The 20678-nt window shown below is 75.2% G+C and carries 20 protein-coding genes; 8 read left to right on the top strand and 12 right to left on the bottom strand.

What is annotated here, in order from left to right; translation table 11 throughout:
* Positions 1 to 93: 93 nt before the first annotated feature.
* From ACI798_RS17305 to ACI798_RS17290, 4 genes are all read right to left on the bottom strand, one after another.
* Positions 94 to 2973: a vitamin B12-dependent ribonucleotide reductase gene (locus ACI798_RS17305; protein ID WP_457048495.1), complete on the bottom strand. Its 2880-nt coding sequence runs from the start codon at positions 2971 to 2973 to the stop codon at positions 94 to 96.
* A 136-nt stretch (positions 2974 to 3109) separates the two neighbouring features.
* Complete coding sequence (gene nrdR, locus ACI798_RS17300) at positions 3110 to 3655, bottom strand: transcriptional regulator NrdR (RefSeq protein WP_387992657.1); 546 nt, start codon at positions 3653 to 3655, stop codon at positions 3110 to 3112.
* Between the two features lie 491 nt (positions 3656 to 4146).
* Positions 4147 to 4722 carry a hypothetical protein gene (locus ACI798_RS17295; protein WP_457048494.1) on the bottom strand — a complete coding sequence of 192 codons (576 nt, stop codon included), beginning with the start codon at positions 4720 to 4722 and terminating at the stop codon, positions 4147 to 4149.
* A 117-nt stretch (positions 4723 to 4839) separates the two neighbouring features.
* Positions 4840 to 5469 (bottom strand): LysM peptidoglycan-binding domain-containing protein, encoded by a 630-nt coding sequence (locus ACI798_RS17290; protein ID WP_457048493.1) that lies wholly within the window; start codon positions 5467 to 5469, stop codon positions 4840 to 4842.
* Positions 5470 to 5704: 235 nt separating this feature from the next.
* On the opposite strand from ACI798_RS17290, the gene lexA reads away from it, so the two are divergent.
* A complete protein-coding gene (gene lexA / locus ACI798_RS17285) occupies positions 5705 to 6484 on the top strand; it encodes a transcriptional repressor LexA (RefSeq protein WP_457048492.1) in 780 nt (259 codons plus the stop codon).
* Between the two features lie 27 nt (positions 6485 to 6511).
* On the opposite strand, the gene ACI798_RS17280 is transcribed toward lexA, so the two are convergent.
* From ACI798_RS17280 to hflX, 3 genes are all read right to left on the bottom strand, one after another.
* Complete coding sequence (locus tag ACI798_RS17280; RefSeq protein WP_457048491.1) at positions 6512 to 7582, bottom strand: hypothetical protein; 1071 nt, start codon at positions 7580 to 7582, stop codon at positions 6512 to 6514.
* Positions 7554 to 8303 carry a phosphatase PAP2 family protein gene (locus ACI798_RS17275; RefSeq protein WP_456942685.1) on the bottom strand — a complete coding sequence of 250 codons (750 nt, stop codon included), beginning with the start codon at positions 8301 to 8303 and terminating at the stop codon, positions 7554 to 7556. Before ACI798_RS17275 ends, ACI798_RS17280 begins: the two co-directional genes overlap by 29 nt.
* A 115-nt stretch (positions 8304 to 8418) precedes the next feature.
* Complete coding sequence (hflX, locus tag ACI798_RS17270; protein WP_457048490.1) at positions 8419 to 9882, bottom strand: GTPase HflX; 1464 nt, start codon at positions 9880 to 9882, stop codon at positions 8419 to 8421.
* 150 nt (positions 9883 to 10032) lie between these two features.
* Between hflX and ACI798_RS17265 the strand changes: the two genes are divergently transcribed.
* On the top strand, positions 10033 to 10236 hold the full coding sequence (locus ACI798_RS17265) for a hypothetical protein (RefSeq protein WP_456942683.1): 204 nt from the start codon (positions 10033 to 10035) through the stop codon (positions 10234 to 10236).
* Here the strand turns inward: ACI798_RS17265 and dapF are convergent.
* From dapF to ACI798_RS17250, 3 genes are read right to left on the bottom strand one after another with little or no spacing between them, the layout of a single operon-like run.
* Entirely contained in the window at positions 10233 to 11120 is an 888-nt protein-coding gene (dapF, locus tag ACI798_RS17260; protein ID WP_456942682.1) for a diaminopimelate epimerase, read from the bottom strand. The genes ACI798_RS17265 and dapF overlap by 4 nt on opposite strands.
* Positions 11117 to 12037, bottom strand: a complete 921-nt coding sequence (gene miaA, locus ACI798_RS17255; protein WP_457048489.1) for a tRNA (adenosine(37)-N6)-dimethylallyltransferase MiaA — start codon at positions 12035 to 12037, stop codon at positions 11117 to 11119. Before miaA ends, dapF begins: the two co-directional genes overlap by 4 nt.
* Positions 12034 to 12723: a hypothetical protein gene (locus ACI798_RS17250; protein ID WP_457048488.1), complete on the bottom strand. Its 690-nt coding sequence runs from the start codon at positions 12721 to 12723 to the stop codon at positions 12034 to 12036. Before ACI798_RS17250 ends, miaA begins: the two co-directional genes overlap by 4 nt.
* Before the next feature lie 40 nt (positions 12724 to 12763).
* Between ACI798_RS17250 and ACI798_RS17245 the strand changes: the two genes are divergently transcribed.
* The gene (locus ACI798_RS17245) at positions 12764 to 14299 is read left to right on the top strand and encodes a DUF349 domain-containing protein (RefSeq protein ID WP_457048487.1); all 1536 of its coding nucleotides are present in this window, start codon (positions 12764 to 12766) and stop codon (positions 14297 to 14299) included.
* A gap of 60 nt (positions 14300 to 14359) precedes the next feature.
* On the opposite strand, the gene miaB is transcribed toward ACI798_RS17245, so the two are convergent.
* Positions 14360 to 15811, bottom strand: coding sequence for a tRNA (N6-isopentenyl adenosine(37)-C2)-methylthiotransferase MiaB (miaB, locus tag ACI798_RS17240; RefSeq protein WP_457048486.1), 1452 nt, complete (start codon positions 15809 to 15811; stop codon positions 14360 to 14362).
* Positions 15812 to 15923: 112 nt separating this feature from the next.
* Between miaB and ACI798_RS17235 the strand changes: the two genes are divergently transcribed.
* The 5 genes from ACI798_RS17235 to ACI798_RS17215 all read left to right on the top strand — a co-directional run bounded on the left by ACI798_RS17235 (position 15924) and on the right by ACI798_RS17215 (position 19854).
* Positions 15924 to 16679, top strand: coding sequence for an amino acid ABC transporter ATP-binding protein (locus ACI798_RS17235; RefSeq protein ID WP_456943556.1), 756 nt, complete (start codon positions 15924 to 15926; stop codon positions 16677 to 16679).
* Positions 16680 to 16699: 20 nt separating this feature from the next.
* Positions 16700 to 17593 (top strand): glutamate ABC transporter substrate-binding protein, encoded by an 894-nt coding sequence (locus ACI798_RS17230; RefSeq protein WP_456943555.1) that lies wholly within the window; start codon positions 16700 to 16702, stop codon positions 17591 to 17593.
* 85 nt (positions 17594 to 17678) lie between these two features.
* On the top strand, positions 17679 to 18329 hold the full coding sequence (locus ACI798_RS17225) for an amino acid ABC transporter permease (RefSeq protein WP_456943554.1): 651 nt from the start codon (positions 17679 to 17681) through the stop codon (positions 18327 to 18329).
* Positions 18326 to 19219: an amino acid ABC transporter permease gene (locus ACI798_RS17220; RefSeq protein WP_456943553.1), complete on the top strand. Its 894-nt coding sequence runs from the start codon at positions 18326 to 18328 to the stop codon at positions 19217 to 19219. The genes ACI798_RS17225 and ACI798_RS17220 overlap by 4 nt, the downstream gene beginning before the upstream one ends.
* Positions 19220 to 19332: 113 nt before the next feature.
* Positions 19333 to 19854 carry a hypothetical protein gene (locus ACI798_RS17215; protein WP_457048485.1) on the top strand — a complete coding sequence of 174 codons (522 nt, stop codon included), beginning with the start codon at positions 19333 to 19335 and terminating at the stop codon, positions 19852 to 19854.
* Positions 19855 to 19957: 103 nt separating this feature from the next.
* On the opposite strand, the gene ACI798_RS17210 is transcribed toward ACI798_RS17215, so the two are convergent.
* Positions 19958 to 20662 carry a regulatory protein RecX gene (locus ACI798_RS17210; RefSeq protein ID WP_457048529.1) on the bottom strand — a complete coding sequence of 235 codons (705 nt, stop codon included), beginning with the start codon at positions 20660 to 20662 and terminating at the stop codon, positions 19958 to 19960.
* Positions 20663 to 20678 lie beyond the last annotated feature (16 nt).

Below are 20678 nucleotides of genomic sequence, written 5' to 3'. Positions count from 1 at the left end.
CCGTCGCGCCCGTGGGACGCCACCGGCCCGGCCCCTGCGGGGACCGGGCCGGTGGCGACCTCGGTGGTCAGGGACGAACCCCGACCGGTCGGGTCAGCTGCAGCCGCTGGTGGAGCCGCAGCCCTCGCAGACGTAGCAGCTGCCGGCCGGGCGCATCTTCGTGCCGCAGGTCATGCACAGCGGCGCGTCGGTGACGTTGCCGGTGACCAGCTCGAGCAGCTCGGCCGAGGAGTGGGCCTCCTTGGCCGGCTTCCCGGCGGCCGGCTCCGGCTTGGCCGGGGCCTCGGTCGGCACCGAGCCGCGCAGCGCCTCGACGTCGACCTCCTCCTCCTCGACGACCTCCGCCGTCGAGGCCGAGCCGCCGTAGGTGCCCGACACCTGCGCCGCCCGCTCCTCGGCGGTGAAGATGCCGAGGGTCGCGCGGGTCTCGACCGGCAGGTGGTCCAGCGCCAGGCGACGGAAGATGTAGTCCATCACCGACTGGGCGATCCGGATGTCCGGGTCGTCGGTCATGCCGGCCGGCTCGAAGCGCATGTTGGTGAACTTCTGGATGTAGGTCTCCAGCGGCACACCGTGCTGCAGCGCGATCGAGATGCCGATCGAGAAGGCGTCCATGACACCGGCCAGGGTCGAGCCCTGCTTGCCGAGCTTGAGGAACACCTCGCCGAGGCTGCCGTCCTCGTACATCCCGGCGGTCATGTAGCCCTCGGCGCCGGCGACGCTGAACGACGTCGTCATGCTCTGCCGCTTCTTCGGCAGCCGGCGGCGGACCGGGTGCGACGTCGTGGCGACCGGAGCGGCCTCCACCTCGACCGTGGCCCCACCGTCGGCAGTGGCCTTCTTGGCCTTGGCGTCGGACAGCGGCTGGCCGACCTTGCAGTTGTCGCGGTAGATCGCCAGCGCCTTGAGGCCGAGCTTCCAGCCCTGGAAGTAGATGTTCTCGACGTCCTCGACGGTCGCCGTCTCCGGCATGTTGACCGTCTTGCTGATCGCGCCGGAGATGAACGGCTGCACCGCGGCCATCATGCGGACGTGGCCCATCGGGGAGATGGCCCGCTCGCCCATGGCGCAGTCGAACACCTCGTAGTGCTCCGGGCGCAGGCTCGGGGCGTCGACGACGTGGCCGTGCTCGGCGATGTACTCGACGATCGCCTCGACCTGCTCGTCCTGGTAGCCCAGGCTCTTCAGCGCCCGCGGGACCGTCTGGTTGACGATCTGCATGGACCCGCCGCCGACCAGCTTCTTGTACTTGACCAGCGAGAAGTCCGGCTCGATGCCGGTCGTGTCGCAGTCCATCATGAAGCCGATGGTCCCGGTGGGGGCGAGGACCGAGGCCTGCGCGTTGCGCCAGCCGTTGTCCGCGCCGATCTCCAGGCACTCCTGCCACTGGGCGGTGGCGGCCCGCAGCACGTCGGCGTCGTCGGCGCCGACCGGGCGGATGGCGTCGTTGGCGGCGGCGTGCTTGCGCATGACGCGGGCGTGCGCGTCGGCGTTGCGGGCGAAGCCCTCGTAGGCGCCGACGATGCCGGCGAGCTCGGCCGAGCGGCGGTAGGCGGTGCCGGTCATCAGCGAGGTGATGGCCGCGGCCAGGGTCTGGCCGCCCCGCGAGTCGTAGGCGTGGCCGGTGGCCATCAGCAGCGCGCCGAGGTTGGCGTAGCCGATGCCCAGCTGCCGGTAGGCGCGGGTGGTCTCACCGATCGGCTCGGTCGGGAAGTCCGCGAAGCAGATCGAGATGTCCATCGCGGTGATGACCAGCTCGACGGCCTTGACGAAGGTCTTGGCGTCGAACGTCCCGTCGTCCTTGAGGAACTTCATGAGGTTCAGGGACGCCAGGTTGCACGAGCTGTTGTCCAGGCTCATGTACTCCGAGCAGGGGTTGGACGCGTTGATCCGGCCCGTCTCGGGGTTGGTGTGCCAGTCGTTGATCGTGTCGTCGTACTGGATGCCGGGGTCGGCGCACTCCCAGGCGGCCTGGGTGACCTTGCGGAACAGGTCCCGGGCGTCGACCTTCTCGATCACCGAGCCGTCGAGGCGGGCGCGCAGGCCGAAGTCGGTGCCGTCCTCCACCGCGCGCATGAACTCGTCGGAGACGCGGACCGAGTTGTTGGCGTTCTGGTACTGGACGCTGGTGATGTCCTTGCCGCCGAGGTCCATGTCGTACCCGGCGTCGCGCAGCGCGCGGATCTTGTCCTCCTCGCGCGCCTTGGTCTCGATGAACTCCTCGATGTCGGGGTGGTCGATGTCGAGGACGACCATCTTGGCCGCGCGCCGGGTGGCGCCGCCGGACTTGATGGTCCCGGCGGAGGCGTCGGCGCCGCGCATGAAGCTGACCGGGCCGGAGGCGGTGCCGCCGGAGGACAGCAGCTCCTTGGACGAGCGGATGCGGGAGAGGTTCAGGCCGGCGCCGGAGCCGCCCTTGAAGATCAGCCCCTCCTCCCGGTACCAGTTGAGGATCGAGTCCATCGTGTCGTCGACGGCGAGGATGAAGCAGGCGCTGACCTGCTGGGGCGCGCTCGTGCCGACGTTGAACCACACGGGGCTGTTGAAGCTGAACACCTGGTGCAGCAGCATCCAGGTCAGCTCGTGCTCGAAGACCTCGGCGTCGCCCTCGGTGGCGAAGTAGCCGTGCTCGCGGCCGGCCGCGCCGTAGGTGAGCACCACCCGGTCGATGAGCTGACGCAGGCTGCTCTCCCGCTGCGGGGTGCCGACGGCGCCGCGGAAGTACTTCGTGGTGACGATGTTGGTGGCGTTGATGCTCCACTCGGCGGGGAACTCGACGCCGCGCTGCTCGAAGTTGATCGAGCCGTCACGCCAGTTGGTCATGACGACGTCGCGACGCTCCCACGTCACCTCGTCGTACGGGTGGACGCCGGCGGTCGTGTAGACCCGCTTGACCTTCAGGCCCTTCCCCCTGGTCGGCGCCTTGGCGACCCGGCGCGTACGGCCTGCCGGGCGGTCCTCGATCTCGGTCACGAGCTCTCCCTCGGTGAGTGGTGCGGGCGGCTGGGGAAGAGAGCCGCCCTGTTCCTATCCGGTGCTGCTGACGGTTTCGGTGGTGCTGGGAGGGCCGGCGACGCTGCCGGCGCACGTCTGGTCGCGCGGGCGGCGGTCAGCCGTCGCGGGCGGTGGAGGGGGTGCGGGCGGAGCCGCGCCGGCGCGGCGCCGGCGGCTCGATCTGCAGCCCGGGCAGCGGCGGGGTGCCGCCGCGGTGGTGGCGGGCCCGCAGCTCGGTGATCTCCTTCTCGAAGTCCTCGACCGAGGTGAAGGCGCGGTAGACGCTGGCGAAGCGCAGGTAGGCGACCTCGTCGAGCTCGCGCAGCGGCTGCAGGATGGCCAGCCCGACCTCGTGGCTGGGGACCTCGGCCACGCCGCTGGCGCGGATCGCGTCCTCCACCTGCTGGGCCAGCTGCTGGAGCTGGTCCTCGTCGACCGGCCGGCCCTGGCAGGCGCGCCGCACGCCGGCGACGACCTTGGTCCGGTTGAACGGCTCGCTCACCCCGCTGCGCTTGACGACGGCGAGCACCGCCTCCTCGACGGTGGTGAAACGGCGGCCGCAGGCCGGGCACGAGCGGCGGCGACGGGTGGTTGCCCCCTCGTCGGCCTCGCGCGAGTCGATCACGCGGCTGTCGGGGTTGTGGCAGAACGGGCAGCGCACTGCGGTTCACCTCCTCCGCGGGAGACCGGACCGGGGACCCGGTCGGGCGGCTGGTGCCGACGGGCTCGTCCGGCCCTGCCGGACCCGCCCGTCTGCGTCTGTCTGTGGACCCCTCTGGGGACATCCGGTGGACACCCCGTGGAGGTCCTGAGGACGGCCTGTGGAGGACTTCCATCGGTGCAACTACTAGATGTAGGGGGACAGTAGGCCCCGCTCCACTACATCTGCAAGACGAGAACCCGCGTGTCTCTTCCGTCGAGATCCGGCCGTGACCCCGTGGTGACCAGGGGCGAGCAGGGTCCCCTCCCGTCACACGACACGCCGGGACGCCGCGCGTGTCGGCGCGCGGGAGGGGGCGGGTGGGTGTATCGACCGCCCGTCAGGAGGGCGTCCACGAGCGCCTGCGATGGCGCGCGGACGCCCGCCCGGATCGCCGGCGGGACGCCGGCACGGGAACCACGGGCCCCGGGAGCACTCGCCCCCGCGGCGGGTCAGACGGTCGGGCGGACGGCGGGGCGGCCGCCGCGGGGGTGCGGCACCAGGTCCCCGAGGCGGATCGGCCGGGTGTAGAGGCGGGCGTCCTCGGCGAGGGTGTCGGCAGCGGGAGGTGCGGCCACGGACCCGAGGGCGACGGCGGGCATCTCCGCCGTGACGGCGCGGTGCCGCCCGGCGCCGTGGACGGCCCGTGCGCGGTGCCGGCCCGCGCCACCGCCGACGGCGGGCATCTCGGCGGTCATGTCGAGGCCGTGTCGACGTGCTCGGCGGGAGCGCTCGAGCGCAGGGCCTGCCGCCCGGTCCGATGCCGCCACGGCTGCCGGCGGGGCCTCGGGCGCCGGCGCGAGGTGCCGTTCGGGCAGTCGCACGTCGGCCAGCCCCACCCAGGTGCCGGCACCCTCGACCACCTCGGGGACGTCGGTCCGCAACCGCACCCAGGCCTCGCACACGCCGGCGTCGTCGTGTCGCCAGCCGAGCATCGCGCCGGGCACCCAGCTGCTGTTCACGAACACCTCGACGTCCTGTGGGGACCCGAAGGACACCGCTGCCTGGCTGTTCACGGCTGCTGACACGGTCCTCACCGTAAGTGTTGGTCTGCACTCAGTGCGTGAGCGACGCGACCGCCGATGGTTGACGAACCGGGGAGGTCCGCCTCGTCAGTTCCGGCCGCCCGGCCGCCGGCGGAGCGCCTACGGCAGGCGCAGCACCTGGCCGGGGACGACGACCGCCGCCTCCAGGTCGTTGAGCTCCTCGATCGCGTCGACCACCGCGCGCACGTCCTGGCCGGGGCCGGCGACCTCCGCGGCGATCGACCACACCGTGTCACCGCTCTCGACCACGACGCTGCTCTCGCCGGCCAGGCGCAGGCCGTCATCAGGGGCGAGGACCCCCCGGCCGAGGGCGGCCCCGCCGACGCCGGCGGCGAGGACCAGCACGGTGACCAGGCGGCGCCCGCGACGGGTCAGCCGCACCGGCGCCGGGGCCGGCGCGCACCGCGTGCGGACGGCGGCCCGGGCGGGCTCCGAGCGCACCGGCCGCCCGCTGGGGCGGGCCGGGTCGCGACGGGTGCGCGGCCCCTCGGCGGCCGGCCCGGCGGTGCGCGCGGGAGCCGCCGCGGGACGGTCGGGCACCGGCCGCAGGTGCCCCGCGACGCGGGGACCCGAGCCCGGCAGGCCCGCCCGCGGCGCCGGCCGGTCGGCGCGAGCCGGGACCGACCGGCCCCCGCCGGCGGCCGTCCCGCCCTCCCCGCGGAGCGGCGGCCGCCACGGGACCCGGACCGCCGCGTCGAACTCGAGCACTGCCTGCCGCACGCTGCCCATGACCGCTCCTCCAGATCGGGTCCACCGCATCGAACGCGTGTTCGATCGAACGTCTGTCCGGATGTCTACCGCACGGGTCCGACGAGTGCGAGAGCGGCGCGGCGTGTCCTTCGAACACACGTTTGAACCTGCGGCGCCGGCGCGCTACGGTCCGTGCGGGCGCACCGCCCGCCGACCGGCCCCGGCCGGGAGGGCGACGGACGGGCCGCGGGGACGCGGCCGGCGAGGAGGAGACGTGGCGGGCACGAGCGGGACCGGCCAGGGCACCCGGGGCGGCGGCGCGGCGACCCGCCGTCCGGCCGCCGAGCGCGGTGCCGGCGCGGACGGCACGGGCGCCGTGCGCACCTTCCCCGACCGGGGCGAGGGCGGCGACGGCCTGACCCAGCGGCAGCGCCGGGTCCTCGAGGTCATCCGCGACTCGATCGAGCGGCGTGGCTACCCCCCCTCGGTCCGCGAGATCGGCGAGGCGGTCGGCCTGTCCTCGGCGTCGTCGGTCGCCCACCAGCTGTCGGTGCTGCAGAAGAAGGGCTGGCTGCGGCGCGACCCCAACCGGCCCCGCGCACTCGACGTCCGGCTGCCCGGTGAGACCGCGGGCGAGTCCGCCCCGGCGGCGCCCGCCGCGGCCGCCGACGGCTCGGCGGCCCCCACCTACGTCCCGCTGGTCGGGCGGATCGCGGCCGGTGGCCCGGTGCTCGCCGAGCAGGCCGTCGAGGACGTCTTCCCGCTCCCCCGCGAGCTCGTCGGCGAGGGCACGCTGTTCATGCTGCGCGTCGCCGGTGACTCGATGGTCGACGCGGCCATCTGCGACGGCGACTGGGTCGTCGTCCGCCAGCAGCCCACCGCCGAGAACGGCGAGATCGTCGCCGCGATGCTCGACGGCGAGGCCACGGTCAAGACGTACAAGCGCCGCGACGGGCACGTCTGGCTGCTGCCGCACAACCCGGCCTACGAGCCGATCCCCGGCGACGAGGCCACCGTCCTCGGCCGCGTCGTCACCGTCCTGCGGCGGGTCTGAGCCGCAGGTCCCCGCCGGTGCCGGAGCTCAGGCGCCGGCGGGCGGACCACCGGACCGGCGGCGGCGCAGCCGCCCGCCGATCCACACCAGCGCGGTCGCGACGACGGCGGCGGCCACGCCGGCGGCCACCGGCGACAGGCCCCCGGCGTCCCCGCCGAGCAGGGCCGACGGCGACGGGTCGGCCGCGGGGGGCGCCGCCGTCGTGGGCGGCGCGGACCCCGCCGGGACCGGCACCGCGGTCACGTCCCCGGGGAGGCCCTCGCCGGCCACCAGCAGCGCGCTGCCGTCCGCGGTGAACGACACGGCCTCCCCCTGCGGTGCCTCGGGCAGGGCGATCCGCACCGGCTCGCCGGCCAGCGCCCCCGGGACGTCGGCCCCGGCGAGCGGCCAGACGTAGGCGTCGGTGTAGGTGCGCAGCGCGATCCGGCTGCCGTCGCGGGCGACCGCCCCGCCGGTGACCAGCAGTTGCCCGGCCCGGCCCACGGGACCGCCGGGCGTGCCGGTGAGGGTGAACGCGACGGTGCCGACGTCGGCCAGCGCGACCGTGCCGCCGTCGACCAGCGGCGCCGCCGGCCGGTAGACGTGGCTGGCGCCGAGCACCTCCTTGGTCACGATGTACGGGGTCCCGTCGGGGGCGAGCAGCAGCGCCTCGGCGTCGTGCGGGCCGTCGGGGTAGGTCAGCCGGTGCAGCGCCGTCCCGCCGTCGGGCCGCAGCGCGACGAGCGCGACCGTCGTCCGGACGGTGGTGTTGTCGCCGGTGTCGGCCAGCCACACCGTGCCGTCGGGGCCGACGCCGAGGTCCTCGGGGTCGTAGGGGTCCACCGGCGCGGTGGTCACGTCGACGACCTGGCACGCGCCGTCGAGCACGTACACGGCGACCTCGTCCCCGCCGTCGACCACGGCGAGCATCCGGTCGCCGACGTCCACCAGGCCGGAGAGCTCGGCCAGCCGCGGGTCGGTCACCTGGCAGCGGACCGAGGGAGCGGCCGGCTCCTCGGCCGCGGCCGGGGCCGCCCGGAGGGCGAGCAGGCCCGCGGTCAGCAGGACGGCCGGTGCCCGCCGGACGGTGCTACGCGGACGGGCGGCCGGACCGGGCACTCGCCCAGCGTGACAGCACCAGCGCGTCGAGTGCGTGAACCACGCCCAGCAGCAGCAGCCCGACGGCCGCGCCCACCACGGCGTCGGTGACCCAGTGGAAGTCCAGCGAGACCATCGCGATCCCGGTGGCCACCGGCCCGACGACGGCCAGCCACCACAGGGTGCGCTGCACCCGCGGCCCGAGTCCGTACTCGACCGCCTGCCAGCGCGCCACGCCCCACATGAGCACGGCGTTGGCCACGTGCCCGGAGGGGTAGCTGGCGCCGTCGCGGTGGAAGAAGGAACCGGGATAGGCGGGGGCGGTGCGGCCGGTGCCGAACTTGAACGCGTAGACGACGACGGTGAGCAGCGCCAGTGCGGTGACCACCCGCAGCAGCGGCAGCACCGTCCGCTCGCGCACGCACAGCCAGCCGACCAGGGCGGCCAGCACGATGAGGATGGTGCCGCGGCCGCCGATCTGGGTGACCGCCCAGACCGGCCAGTAGGCCGGGGAGTCGCGCAGGTCCCAGGCGCTGACCACCTCGGACACCTCGAGGTCCAGCCGCTCGAGCACCCCGCGGCTGAGCAGGTCGACGGTGACCCCGACGGTGACCGCGAACGCCACGACCAGCAGCCACCACGGCGGGCGCCCGCTCCCCACCACCGGCTCCGGGCGGGCGGTGGCCCGCTCCGGGCGCCCGGTCGGCGCGCCGGGGCTGCGCCGCACCACGCCGCTGGTCACGCGATCACGGTACCGGGCCGTGACCCGCCCGTGACCTCGGCGGGGCGGAACGGCGAGCCGCCCGGGCACCCGGCGCGGAGCCGGGCACCCGGGCGGGCGGGGGTGCGGGAGACGGTCAGCCGACCGGGACGGCGAACCGCTCGAGAGCGGCGGCCAGGCCGCCGTCGACGCGGGCGGTCAGCCGGGTGCCGCCGGCCTCGTGCTCCTCGCTGAGCACCTCGCCGTCGCGGTGGACGCGGGAGACCAGGTCGCCGCGGTCGTAGGGCACGAGCACCTCGACCTCGACGTCCGGGTGCGGCAGCCGGGCGGACACGATCTCGCGCAGCTGCTCGATGCCCTCGCCGGTGCGCGCGGAGACCCACACGGCCCCGGGCAGCGCCCGGCGCAGGGTCAGCACGTCGTCCTCGGTCATGGCGTCGACCTTGTTGACGACGATCAGCTCCGGCACCGCGGCGGCGTCGATCTCGCGCAGCACCACGTGCACCGCGTCGATCTGGCCGAGCGGGTCGGGGTCGGAGCCGTCGACGACGTGCAGCAGCAGGTCGGCGCCGGCCACCTCCTCCAGCGTCGAGCGGAACGCGTCGACGAGCTGGTGCGGCAGGTGCCGCACGAACCCGACGGTGTCGGTGAGCGTGTACTCGCGGCCGTCGGGCGACTGCGCGCGGCGCACCGTCGGGTCCAGGGTGGCGAACAGCGCGTTCTCGACCAGCACGCCGGCGCCGGTCAGCCGGTTGAGCAGGCTGGACTTGCCGGCGTTGGTGTACCCGGCGATCGCCACGCTCGGGACGGCGTGCCGGTCGCGCGCCGAGCGCTGGGTGGCCCGGGCGGTGGCCATGCCGGCGATCTCGCGGCGCAGCTTGCTCACCCGCGACCGGATCCGCCGTCGGTCGGTCTCGATCTTCGTCTCACCGGGACCGCGGGTACCGATGCCGCCACCGCCGGCGACGCGGCCACCGGCCTGCCGGGACAGCGACTCACCCCAGCCGCGCAGGCGCGGCAGCATGTACTGCATCTGCGCCAGCTCGACCTGGGCCTTGCCCTCCCGGCTGGTGGCGTGCTGGGCGAAGATGTCGAGGATCAGCGCGGTCCGGTCGACCACCTTGACCTTGAGGGTCTTCTCCAGCGCGTTCAGCTGGCCGGGGGTCAGCTCGCCGTCGCAGATCACCGTGTCCGCGCCGGTCGCGGCGACGATGTCGCGGATCTCGTTCGCCTTGCCCGAGCCCACGTACGTGCCGGCGTCGGGCTTGTCCCGCCGCTGGCTCACCGCCTCGAGCACCTGCGAACCCGCGGTCTCGGCGAGCGCGGCGAGCTCGGCCAGCGAGCGGTCGGCGTCGGCCTGGGTGCCCTCGGTCCACACGCCGACGAGCACGACGCGCTCGAGGCGCAGCTGCCGGTACTCGACCTCGGTGACGTCGGCGAGCTCGGTGGAGAGCCCGGCGACGCGGCGCAGCGCGCCACGGGCCTCGAGCGCGTAGGAGCCGGTCGTGTCGTCGTCCTCGTCCCACGGGCCGGCCGGCGCGGGACGGGTCTCGGCGAGCGTGTCGTCGTCGAGCGGGGTGCTCTCGGGGGCGGTCGTCATCACGTCCAGCGTGACACGCGCGTCGTCAGCGGTCACGTGGGTTGTCGTCTGTGCAGTCGTCATACGAACGGTGCAACACCGGAAGGGCCCGAGTGCATCCCGCCGGGAGCCGGGTAGGTCGGGACGACGACCACGACGCAGGGAGGCACCGTGAGCACCAGCAGCGACACCGGCACCGACGACCCCGGCCGCGACCCGGTGGGCCTGGACCCGCCGCGCAACCCCTTCGGCGGCGCCGACCAGGACACCGGCCGCGGCGAGCCGCGCGGCACCGGCAACACCGGCCCGGCCGACAAGCCGGAGGCGCCCACCGACGAGCCCGGGACCCGCGCGGACACCCCGGACAACCCCTAGGAGTCCAGCCACTCCCGGGTCAGCTCTCCGGAGGCGACGACGACGGCGGGACCGCGCAGCACCGTCGTCTCCGGGGAGACGTCCACCGTGAGCCGGCCACCGGGGACGTCGACGACGACGGTGCCGCGCTGGGGCTCCTCGGAGCCGGCCGCCAGCGCCGCGTACGCCGTCGCGCAGGCGCCGGTGCCGCAGGAGCGCGTCTCCCCCACCCCGCGCTCGTGCACCCGCAGCCGCACGTGCGCGTCGGCGCCCTCGGCCGGGTTCGCCAGCACCCGCACGAACTCGACGTTGACGCCCTCCGGGAACAGGCCGGGGTCGAAGCTGGGCTGCCGGGTGAGGTCCAGGGCGTCGAGGTCGGCGTCGGTGAGGCAGACCAGGTGCGGGTTGCCCATCGACACCGCCTGCCCGGGGAACGCCCGACCGCCGACGGTGGCCTCGCCGCGGCCGAACGGGCGGGCCGGGCCCATGTCGACCCAGTAGGCGCCGTCGGCGCCGGCACCGACCCGCCGCGGGCCGCCCCGGGTGCCGACCAGCACGCCGTCGGCGCAGGCGGCGCGGTCGAGCAGGCCCTCGGTGACCAGGGCGTGCAGGAACAGCCGGATGCCGTTGCCGCACATCTCCGCGTGCGAGCCGTCGGCGTTGCGGTGGTCCATGAACCACTCGCAGGCGTCGAGGGCGTCGCCGAGGACGGCGGGGGCGTCGGGCACGTGCCGGCTGCGCACCACCCGGAGGACGCCGTCGCCCCCGAGGCCGGCGCGGCGCTCGCACAGCCGCTGCACGAGGGCGGCGTCGAGGCGGTCCTCCGACCAGCGGTCCCCGTCGGGGTCGGGCAGGACGACGAAGTCGTTCTCGGTGCCGTGCCCGAGGAGGAACCGGTCGCTCACCGCCCGATCGTACGGCCGGCGAGCAGCGCCCCGACGGCGTCGGCGAGGTCGGGGCGGGCGGCGTCGAACCACGTCGTCGTCGCGTCCCGGCGGAACCACGACCGCTGCCGGCGGACGAAGCGGCGGGTGGTGCCGACCGTCCGCTCGCGCGCCTCGTCGGGCGTCAGCTCGCCGTCGAACTGGGCGAGCACCTGCGCGTACCCGAGCGCCCGCGAGGCGGTGGGTCCCTCGCGCAGGCCCTCGGCGACCAGCGCCTCGACCTCGGCGACGAAGCCGGCGGCCCACATCCGGTCCACCCGGACGGCCACCCGCTCGTCGAGCTCGGCGGGCTCGCGGTCCAGGCCGACGACCACCGCCGGGTAGTGCGGCCGCGGCTCGGGCAGCGTCGCGCGGAACGGCCGGCCGGTGATCTCCACGACCTCCAGCGCGCGCACGATCCGCCGCCCGTTCGACGGCAGGACCGCAGCCGCGGCGACGGGGTCGACCGCGGCCAGCCGGGCGTGCATCGCGGCGGGGCCGGACTCCTCCAGCTCGGCCTGCAGCCGGGCTCGCACGGCGGGGTCGGTCCCGGGCATGTCGAGGTCGTCGAGGACGGCGCGCACGTACAGGCCGGACCCGCCGACCAGCAGCGGCAGGACGCCGGAGGCGCGCAGCCGGTCGATCTCGGCGCGGGCCAGCCGCGCGTACTCGGCCACCGACGCCGCCTGCCGCACGGACCAGACGTCGAGCAGGTGGTGCGGCACGCCCCGCCGCTCGGCGAGGTCGGGCTTGGCGGTGCCGATGTCCATGCCGCGGTAGAGCTGCATCGAGTCGGCGTTGACCACCTCCCCGCCGAGCCGCTGCGCGAGCGTCACCGCGAGCGCGGTCTTGCCGGTCGCCGTCGGTCCCACGACGGCGACGACGGGCGGCGGCGTCACCGCACCGTCCAGGACGCGACGAGGTAGCCGACGCCGAAGGGCGCGCCGTCGAACCGCAGCTCCGCGGTGACGTCCCGGCCGCCCAGCAGCGCACCGACCGCCCGCCAGGCCGGCACGCCGGCCGCCAGCAGCCGCTCCCCCTCGGCCGGGTCCAGCGCGGCGAGCGCGGCGGCGTCCCCGGCGGCCAGCGCCGCGGCGACGGCGGCGTCGAAGGGCGCGGCGGCGGGGTCGAAGTGGCCGGGCGCCTTCTCGCTGCGGCGGGCCGAGCCGTCGCCCATGACCAGCAGGCCGGCACCGGGCAGCTCACCGACGGCGGCGGCGAGGTCGCCGGGGCCCACGCCGACCCGGGGGCCGGGGTGCCCGGCGCGGCGCAGCAGCCACGCACCGACGGTCAGCGACAGCGGCAGGGGCCGGCCCGCGGGCCGCACCTCCCCGTCCAGCGGCACCTCGACGTCCACGCCGAACCCGCGCAGGTCCCCGGCGTCGCCCGCGCCGTGGCGGCCCTCCGCGTCGGGGCCGACGACGACCACCGGGCCCGGCGCGGCGGCCAGGGCGGCGACCGCGTCGGTGCAGGCCGACAGCAGCGCGGCGGTGTCCGCGGCGGCCCGTCCGGCGACCTCGGGGAGCAGCAGCGGCGGGCACGGGCAGAAGGCGACCGGGACGGCCGCGGCGGGACTGCTGCTCACCGGAGCAGTCTCGCCGATGCGGCGTGGGACACTGCGGTGCGTGTCGAGCACGACGAACCCCGGAGACGGGTCGCAGCAGGTCCCCTCGCCCGAGACGGCGGGTCCCGACGCGGTCGCCCCGGAGGCCGGGACTCCCGCCGCGCCCACCCCCGACGCGGCGGCGCTGGCCGACCCGACGGCGGCCGAGAGCACCCCCGAGGCCGCGCCGGAGACCCCCGCCGCAGGGACCGCCCCCGAGGCCGCGCCGGAGACCCCCGCCGCAGGGACCGCCCCCGAGGCCGCGCCGGAGACCCCCGCCCCCGAGACGCCTGCCCCCGAGACCGCACCGCCCGCCGGGGTGGTGACCGCGCCGGCCGCCGAGTCGGCGTCGGACCCCGCGCAGTGGGGCCGGGTCGACGAGGACGGCACCGTCTACGTGCGCACCGCCGACGGCGAGCGCGCGGTCGGCTCCTGGCAGGCCGGCGACCCGGCCGCGGGCCTGGCGCACTTCGCCCGCCGCTACGACGACCTGGCCACCGAGGTCAGGCTGCTCGAGGCGCGGCTCAAGGCGCACACCGGCAACCCGAACGAGCTCAAGGCCAAGGCGCAGGCGCTGGCCGACACCATCCCCACCGCCACCGCCGTCGGCGACCTCGACGGCCTGGCCGCCCGTGCCCGGGCGATGGTCGGCACCGCCGACTCCGCCGCCGCCGAGTCGCGCGCCGAGAAGGCCGCCGCCCGCGCCGCGCAGGTCGCCCGCAAGGAGGCGCTGGCCGCCGAGGCGGAGCAGATCGCCGCGGAGTCGACGTCGTGGAAGGCCGCCGGCGACCGGCTCAAGGCGATCGTCGAGGAGTGGAAGACGATCCGCGGGATCGACCGGAAGACCGACGAGGCGCTGTGGTCGCGCTTCGCCGCGGCCCGGGACGCCTTCGGCCGCCGCCGCGGCGCGCACTTCGCCGCCCTCGACGCGCAGCGCGGCGAGGCCCGCGCGGCCAAGCAGGAGCTCATCGCCGAGGCGCAGCGGCTGTCGACGTCGACCGACTGGGGCCCGACCAGCGCCGCGATGCGGTCGCTCATGGACCGCTGGAAGGCGGTGCCGCGCACCGGCCGCGACGGCGACGACGACCTGTGGAAGCAGTTCCGCGCCGCGCAGGACGTCTTCTTCACCGCCCGCGCCGAGTCGGACAAGGCGCGCAACTCCGAGCAGCTGGCCAACCAGCAGGCGAAGGAGGAACTGCTGGCCGAGGCCGAGAAGCTCGACCCGTCGACCGACCTGCGCGGCGCCCAGGCCGCGCTGCGCCGGATCCAGGAGCGCTACGACGCCATCGGCCACGTGCCGCGCGGCGCGATGCGCTCGCTGGAGGACCGCATGCAGGCCGTCGAGCAGCGGGTCCGCGGCGCCGCGGACGCCGGCCGGGTGCGCACCGCGCCGGAGAACCCGATGGTCGCGTCCATGCGGGCCGCCGTCACGAAGGCCGAGGAGCAGCTGGCCAAGGCCGAGGCCTCCGGGGACGCGAAGCGGATCGCCCAGGCGCGGACGGACCTGGAGACCCGCCGCGAGTGGCTGGCCGAGGCCGAGCGGTCCTCCCGCCGCTGACCTCACACGCGAGAGGCGCCGCCCGGATCCCGGGCGGGGCCTCTCGCGTCCGTGCGGCTCCTAGGCCGGGGCGCCGATGCGCGGCATGCCGAGCAGCACGCCGGGCGTCGTCGGGCGGGTGCCGGCCTCGTGCGCGTCACCGGCGCGGGTGCGGCGGTGCGACAGCAGCGGGCCGTCGGCGACCAGGTGGTGCGGCGCCGCCGCGGTGACGACGGTCTCGACGACGTCGCCGGGCCGGACACCGTCGCCGCCGGCGAAGTGCACCAGCCGCCCGTCACGGGCGCGGCCGCTCATCCGTCCGGTACGGGCGTCCTTGCTGCCCTCCCCCGCCGCCGCCAGGAGCTCCACCCTGCGGCCGACCTGCGCCCGGTTCTCCGCCCAGCTGATCTCGTCCTGCAGCGCGGTCAGCCGCAGGTAGCGCTCCTGCACGACCTCCTTGGGCAGCTGGCCGTCCATCCCGGCGGCCGGCGTCCCGGGGCGCTTGGAGTACTGGAAGGTGAAGGCGCTGGCGAAGCGGGCCCGGCGGACCACCTCGAGGGTCTGCTCGAAGTCGGCCTCGGTCTCGCCGGGGAACCCGACGATGATGTCGGTGGTGATCGCGGCGTCGGGCATCGCGGCACGGACCCGGTCGATGATGCCGAGGTAGCGGTCCTGCCGGTAGCCGCGGCGCATCCGGCGCAGCACGTCGTCCGACCCGGACTGCAGCGGCATGTGCAGCTGGTGGCAGACCGCGGGCGTCTCGGCCATCGCCCCGATGACGTCGTCGGTGAACTCCCGCGGGTGCGGGCTGGTGAACCGGACCCGCTCCAGGCCCTCGATGCGACCGGTGGCACGCAGCAGGTCGGCGAACGCCCCGCGGTCGCGGAACTCGACGCCGTAGGCGTTCACGTTCTGCCCGAGCAGGGTCACCTCGAGCACGCCCTGGTCGACCAGCGCCTGCACCTCGGCCAGGATCTCCCCCGGCCGGCGGTCCTTCTCCTTGCCGCGCAGCGCCGGGACGATGCAGAACGTGCAGGTGTTGTTGCAGCCGACGCTGATCGACACCCAGCCGGAGTAGGCGGAGTCCCGCTTGGCCGGCAGCGTCGACGGGAAGACCTCGAGCGCCTCGGCGATCTCCACCTGCGCCTCGGCGTTGTGCCGGGCCCGCTCCAGCAGCGCCGGCAGCGACCCCACGTTGTGCGTCCCGAAGACGACGTCGACCCACGGCGCCCGCTCGACGATCTCGCCGCGGTCCTTCTGCGCCAGGCACCCGCCGACGGCGATCTGCATGCCCGGGTGCGCGTCCTTGACCGGGCGCAGGTGGCCGAGGTTGCCGTAGAGGCGGTTGTCGGCGTTCTCCCGCACCGCGCAGGTGTTGAGCACGACGACGTCGGCGTCCTCGCCCTCCGGGGCGGCGGCGTAGCCGGCGGCCTCCAGCAGCCCGGACAGCCGTTCGGAGTCGTGCACGTTCATCTGGCACCCGTAGGTGCGCACCCGGTAGGTGCGCGGCGGGTTGTCGACCTCGGTTCCCATGACGTCTGCGAGGGTACGGCGCGACGACGGTCACACGGCGTCACCGCGTTCGTTACTACACCGTGACGCCCCCGAGGGGTCGCTGCCCGCCCGCGGCCCTAGGGTTCCGGACGTGACCAGCCAGCTAGCCGGAGGACCTCTCGTCCAGCTGACCGGCGTCAACAAGTGGTTCGGTGAGCTGCACGTGTTGCAGGACATCGACCTGTCGATCGACCGCGGCGAGGTCGTCGTGGTCATCGGGCCGTCCGGGTCGGGCAAGTCGACGCTGTGCCGCGCGATCAACCGGCTGGAGGCCATCCAGCAGGGCGAGATCCGCATCGACGGCGAGAAGCTGCCCGAGGAGGGCAAGGCGCTCGCCCGGCTGCGCAGCGACGTCGGGATGGTCTTCCAGAGCTTCAACCTGTTCGCCCACAAGACGATCCTCGAGAACGTCACCCTCGCCCCGACGCGGGTGCGCCGGATGTCGAAGGCCGATGCCGAGCGGCGGGCGCGCGAGCTGCTCGACCGGGTCGGCGTCGGGCACCAGGCCGACAAGTACCCCGCCCAGCTGTCCGGCGGTCAGCAGCAGCGCGTGGCCATCGCCCGCGCCCTGGCCATGGACCCCAAGGTCATCCTCTTCGACGAGCCGACGTCGGCCCTCGACCCCGAGATGATCAACGAGGTCCTCGACGTCATGACCTCGCTGGCCCGCGAGGGCATGACGATGGTCGTCGTCACCCACGAGATGGGCTTCGCCCGGCGGGCGGCCAACCGGGTCGTGTTCATGGACGGCGGCCGGATCGTCGAGTCCTCCGACCCGGAGACGTTCTTCACCAGCCCGCGCTCGGACCGGGCCCGCGACTTCCTGTCCAAGATCCTCAACCACTGACCCACCCGGGAGGACACCCCATGCGCAGCACCCGACGGCTCGCGGCCCTCGCCACCCTCGGCCTGGCCCTGGCCGCCTGCTCCAGCGAGGCGGGCACGCAGGCCGAGGAGTCGGCCGAGAACACCGCCGAGGTCCAGGAGGACGTCGAGTTCGAGGCCGGCACGACCATGGCCGAGCTCAACGAGGCCGGCGCCATCACCATCGGCACCAAGTACGACCAGCCCGGCTTCGGCCTGCTGAACCCGCAGTCCGGGAGCCCGGAGGGCTTCGACGTCGAGATCGCCAAGATCGTGGCCGCCGAGCTCGGCATCCCCGAGGACGGCATCACCTGGACCGAGACGGTGTCGGCCAACCGCGAGCCGTTCATCCAGAACGGCCAGGTCGACATGGTGGTGGCCACCTACACGATCAACGACGCGCGCAAGCAGGTCGTCGACTTCGCCGGCCCGTACTACATCGCCGGCCAGGACATCATGGTCGCCGAGGGCAACCCCGAGGGCATCGAGGGCCCCGACGACCTGGCCGGGAAGACGGTGTGCTCGGTCGAGGGCTCGACGCCCGCGCAGAACATCCGGGACAACTACCCGCAGGCCCAGCTGGTGACATACGACGTCTACTCCAAGTGCGCGGACGACCTGCGCAACGGCAACGTCCAGGCGGTGACGACGGACAACGTCATCCTCACCGGCCTGGTCGCCGGCAGCGACGGCGCCTTCGAGCTGGTGGGCAACCCGTTCACCGAGGAGCCCTACGGCATCGGGCTCGCGCTCGGTGACACGGAGTTCCGGAACTTCGTCAACGACGTCCTCGAGGAGGCCTTCGAGGACGGCCGCTGGGCCGACGCGTGGGACCGCACCGCCGGCTCCATCACCGGCGAGGAGGCCCCCGAGCCGCCGACGGTCGACCGGTACTGACCCCACTCGACCCGGACGTCCGCGACGCCGCCGGGCGGGCTCCCGCCCGGCGGCGTCGCCCCGTCCCCGACCTCTCGAGGGCGCGGTGCAGTTCCTCAGCGACAACTCCGACCTGTTGTGGAGCGCGTTCCTGACGACGCTCTCCCTCGCCGTCGTCAGCGGCGTCTGCTCCCTGGTGCTGGGCACCGTGCTGGCGGGCATGCGGGTGAGCCCCGTGCCGCCGCTGCGCGGGCTGGCGACCTTCTACGTCGAGGTCTTCCGCAACACCCCGCTGACGGTGGTGTTCTTCTTCTTTGCGTTCGGCATCGTGCAGATCGACCTGCAGTTCCCGAGCCGGTTCATCACCGCCGTGGCCGCGCTGTCGCTCTACACCGCCGCGTTCGTCTGCGAGGCGCTGCGCTCGGGCATCAACGCCGTCCCGCCGGGACAGGCGGAGGCCGCCCGGGCGCTGGGCCTGACCTTCGGCCAGTCGCTGCGCCAGGTGGTGCTGCCCCAGGCCTTCCGGACCGTGGTGCCGCCGCTGGGCAACGTGTGGATCGCGCTGGCGAAGAACACCTCCATCGCCGCCGGCTTCGCGGTCACCGACCTGACCGCCGCGCTGCAGCGGCTGGCCAACACCAACGCCGACCAGCTGCTCGCCGTGTTCCTCGCGGTCGTCGCCGGCTACCTGGTCATCACACTGCCCTCCGCCTGGCTGATCCGGGTGGTCGAGAACCGGGTGGCGATCGTCCGATGAGCAGCACCGTCCTGTTCGACCTGCCCGGCCCGCAGGCCCGCCGCCGCCAGCGGATCGGCACGGTCGTCGGCGCACTGCTCATCGCGGCCCTCGTCGGGTGGGGGCTGTGGCGCCTGGGCGTCAACGGCCAGCTCGAGCCCGACCGCTGGGCGATCCTGTTCGACCCGTCGTCCGGGGTGCCGCAGGCGCTCTGGGAGGGCCTGCTCAACACTCTCGCCGCGGCCGCCGTCGGCATGGTGCTGGCCACCGTGTTCGGCGCGCTGCTCGCCGTGGGGCGGCTGTCCGACCACGCCTGGGTGCGGGCACCGGTCGGTGTGGTGATCGAGTTCTTCCGCGCCGTGCCGCTGCTGATCCTGATCCTGTTCTGCCTGCTGTTCCTGCCGACCGTCGGCGTCCCGATGACGGCGTTCCGCGCGCTGGTCCTCGGCCTGACGCTCTACAACATGGCCGTGCTGGCCGAGATCTTCCGCGCCGGCATCCTGTCGGTGGACCGCGGGCAGCGGGAGGCGGCCTTCGCCCTGGGCATGCGCAAGACGCAGGTCATGACGCTGGTGCTGCTGCCGCAGGCGGTGCGGCGGATGCTGCCGGTGCTCGTGGCCCAGCTGGTCGTGCTGCTCAAGGACTCGTCGCTGGGCTTCATCGTCGGCTACGTCGAGCTGCTGCGGACCGCCCGGAGCCTGGTGGAGTTCTTCGCCTTCTCCTTCGGCAACACCTACACGTTCCAGCTGTACGTGGCCGCCGCGGTCATCTACATCGTGATCAACGTGCTGCTGTCCTGGCTGGCCAGGTACGTGGAGAAGCGCACCCGGCGGAACACCAAGGCGGCCGCGGCCAAGCCGGTCGAGTCGCTCACCAGCGCGGAGATGGACGGGGGCGGCGGGCCGGTCTGACCCGGGGTGTCCGCGGGACACGGAACGGTCACGCGGCGTCCCGTCCGCCCCGCGGCGCACCCCCGGGCGCGCGGGTGGTCAGCCGGTGCGGCGGGGCTGCCGAGAGTGGATCCGTGGACACCGCTCTCCGCCCCGCCGTGCCGCCGCTGCCCTCGGTGGTGCGCCTGCCCGAGGGGCAGGTCGACGTCGCCCAGGACTTCGTGAACCGCCTGCGCGCGGCCGCCGCGCAGTTCGCCGTCGCCGCCGGTGCCCAGACCGCCGTCGTCCGCGAGGCCGTGCCGCCGGCCCGGCACCGGCGGGCCCGCTGCCGGGTGGTGCTGCGCGCCGCCGACGGCAGCGAGCGCGACCTGACCTTCCTCGGCCCGGTCAGCCGGCCGGCCGTGCTGCCCGACCGCACCTTCGAGCAGCACATCCGGCAGTGGCTCGCCGCCCGCGTGGACGGCGAGGGCGAGTGGCTGGTGTCCGACGACGAGGCACCCGGCGGCGTCGCCGTGGACCTCACCGCGTGGACCGGCCGGCCCGCGGCCGCCGGCCTGCCGACCCAGGCGATGCCGCTCCAGACGGCGCGTTCGGCTCAGCCGCCCGCGCGGCCGACCGAGGCGGTGCCCGCCGTCGCCGGCCCGCTGGCGGGCTGAACGCGCCACCGACGGCCACGGCGGCCGGTCGCCCCCTGGGGCGACCGGCCGCCGTCGTCGCTGCGGGTGGGAGCGACGGGGCCGCCCGGGCGGACGGGGCCGCTCAGGAGTCGACGTCGGCCCAGCCGTCGCCGCCGTCCTCGTCGGTGCCGGAGCCGGTCTCGTCGAGGACCTCGCGCACCACGCCCGCGGCCAGGCCGCCGTTGTAGCCCTTGCGCGCGAGCATCCCGACCAGCCGGCGGGTGGCGGTGACGCGGTCCACCCGGCGCAGCGCCGGGAGCCGGCGCTCCACCAGCCGGCGGGCGGCGGCCCGCTCGTCCTCCTCGTCGACCTGGGCGAGGGCCTGCTCGGCGTCCTCGCCGTCGACGCCCTTGGCGCGCAGCTCGGCCCGCAGCGCCCGCCGCGCCAGCCCGCGGCCGGCCTGCCGGGAGGTCACCCAGGCGCGGGCGAAGGCCGCGTCGTCGATCAGCCCGACCTCGCCGAACCGGTCGAGGACCGCGGTCGCGGCCTCCTCCGGGACGCCGCGCCGCTCGAGCAGGTCGGCCAGCTGCTGGCGCGTCCGGGCCGCGCCGGTCAGGGCCCGCAAGCAGATGGCCCGGGCGACCGACTCCGGGTCACCCGGGTCGTCGGCGTCGCGGTCGTAGGGGGCGGCTGGGGTCTGCTCGTCGGCGGCGGCCGGGCCGTCCGGGTCAGGGGACGGCCCGGACCGCCGCCGCCCGCGGGCGCCGCGCCCCCGGGGGCCCGGCTGGCGGGGGCCCCCGCCCCCGCGGCCCGCGGGGGGGGGGGCCTTCTCGGGCCCCGCCCACACCCCGGCCCGGCCCGAA

Source organism: Geodermatophilus sp. SYSU D01045 (assembly GCF_054050295.1).
Note: the sequence above shows the minus strand (reverse complement) of the source record. Positions and strands in the feature narration are given on the sequence as shown.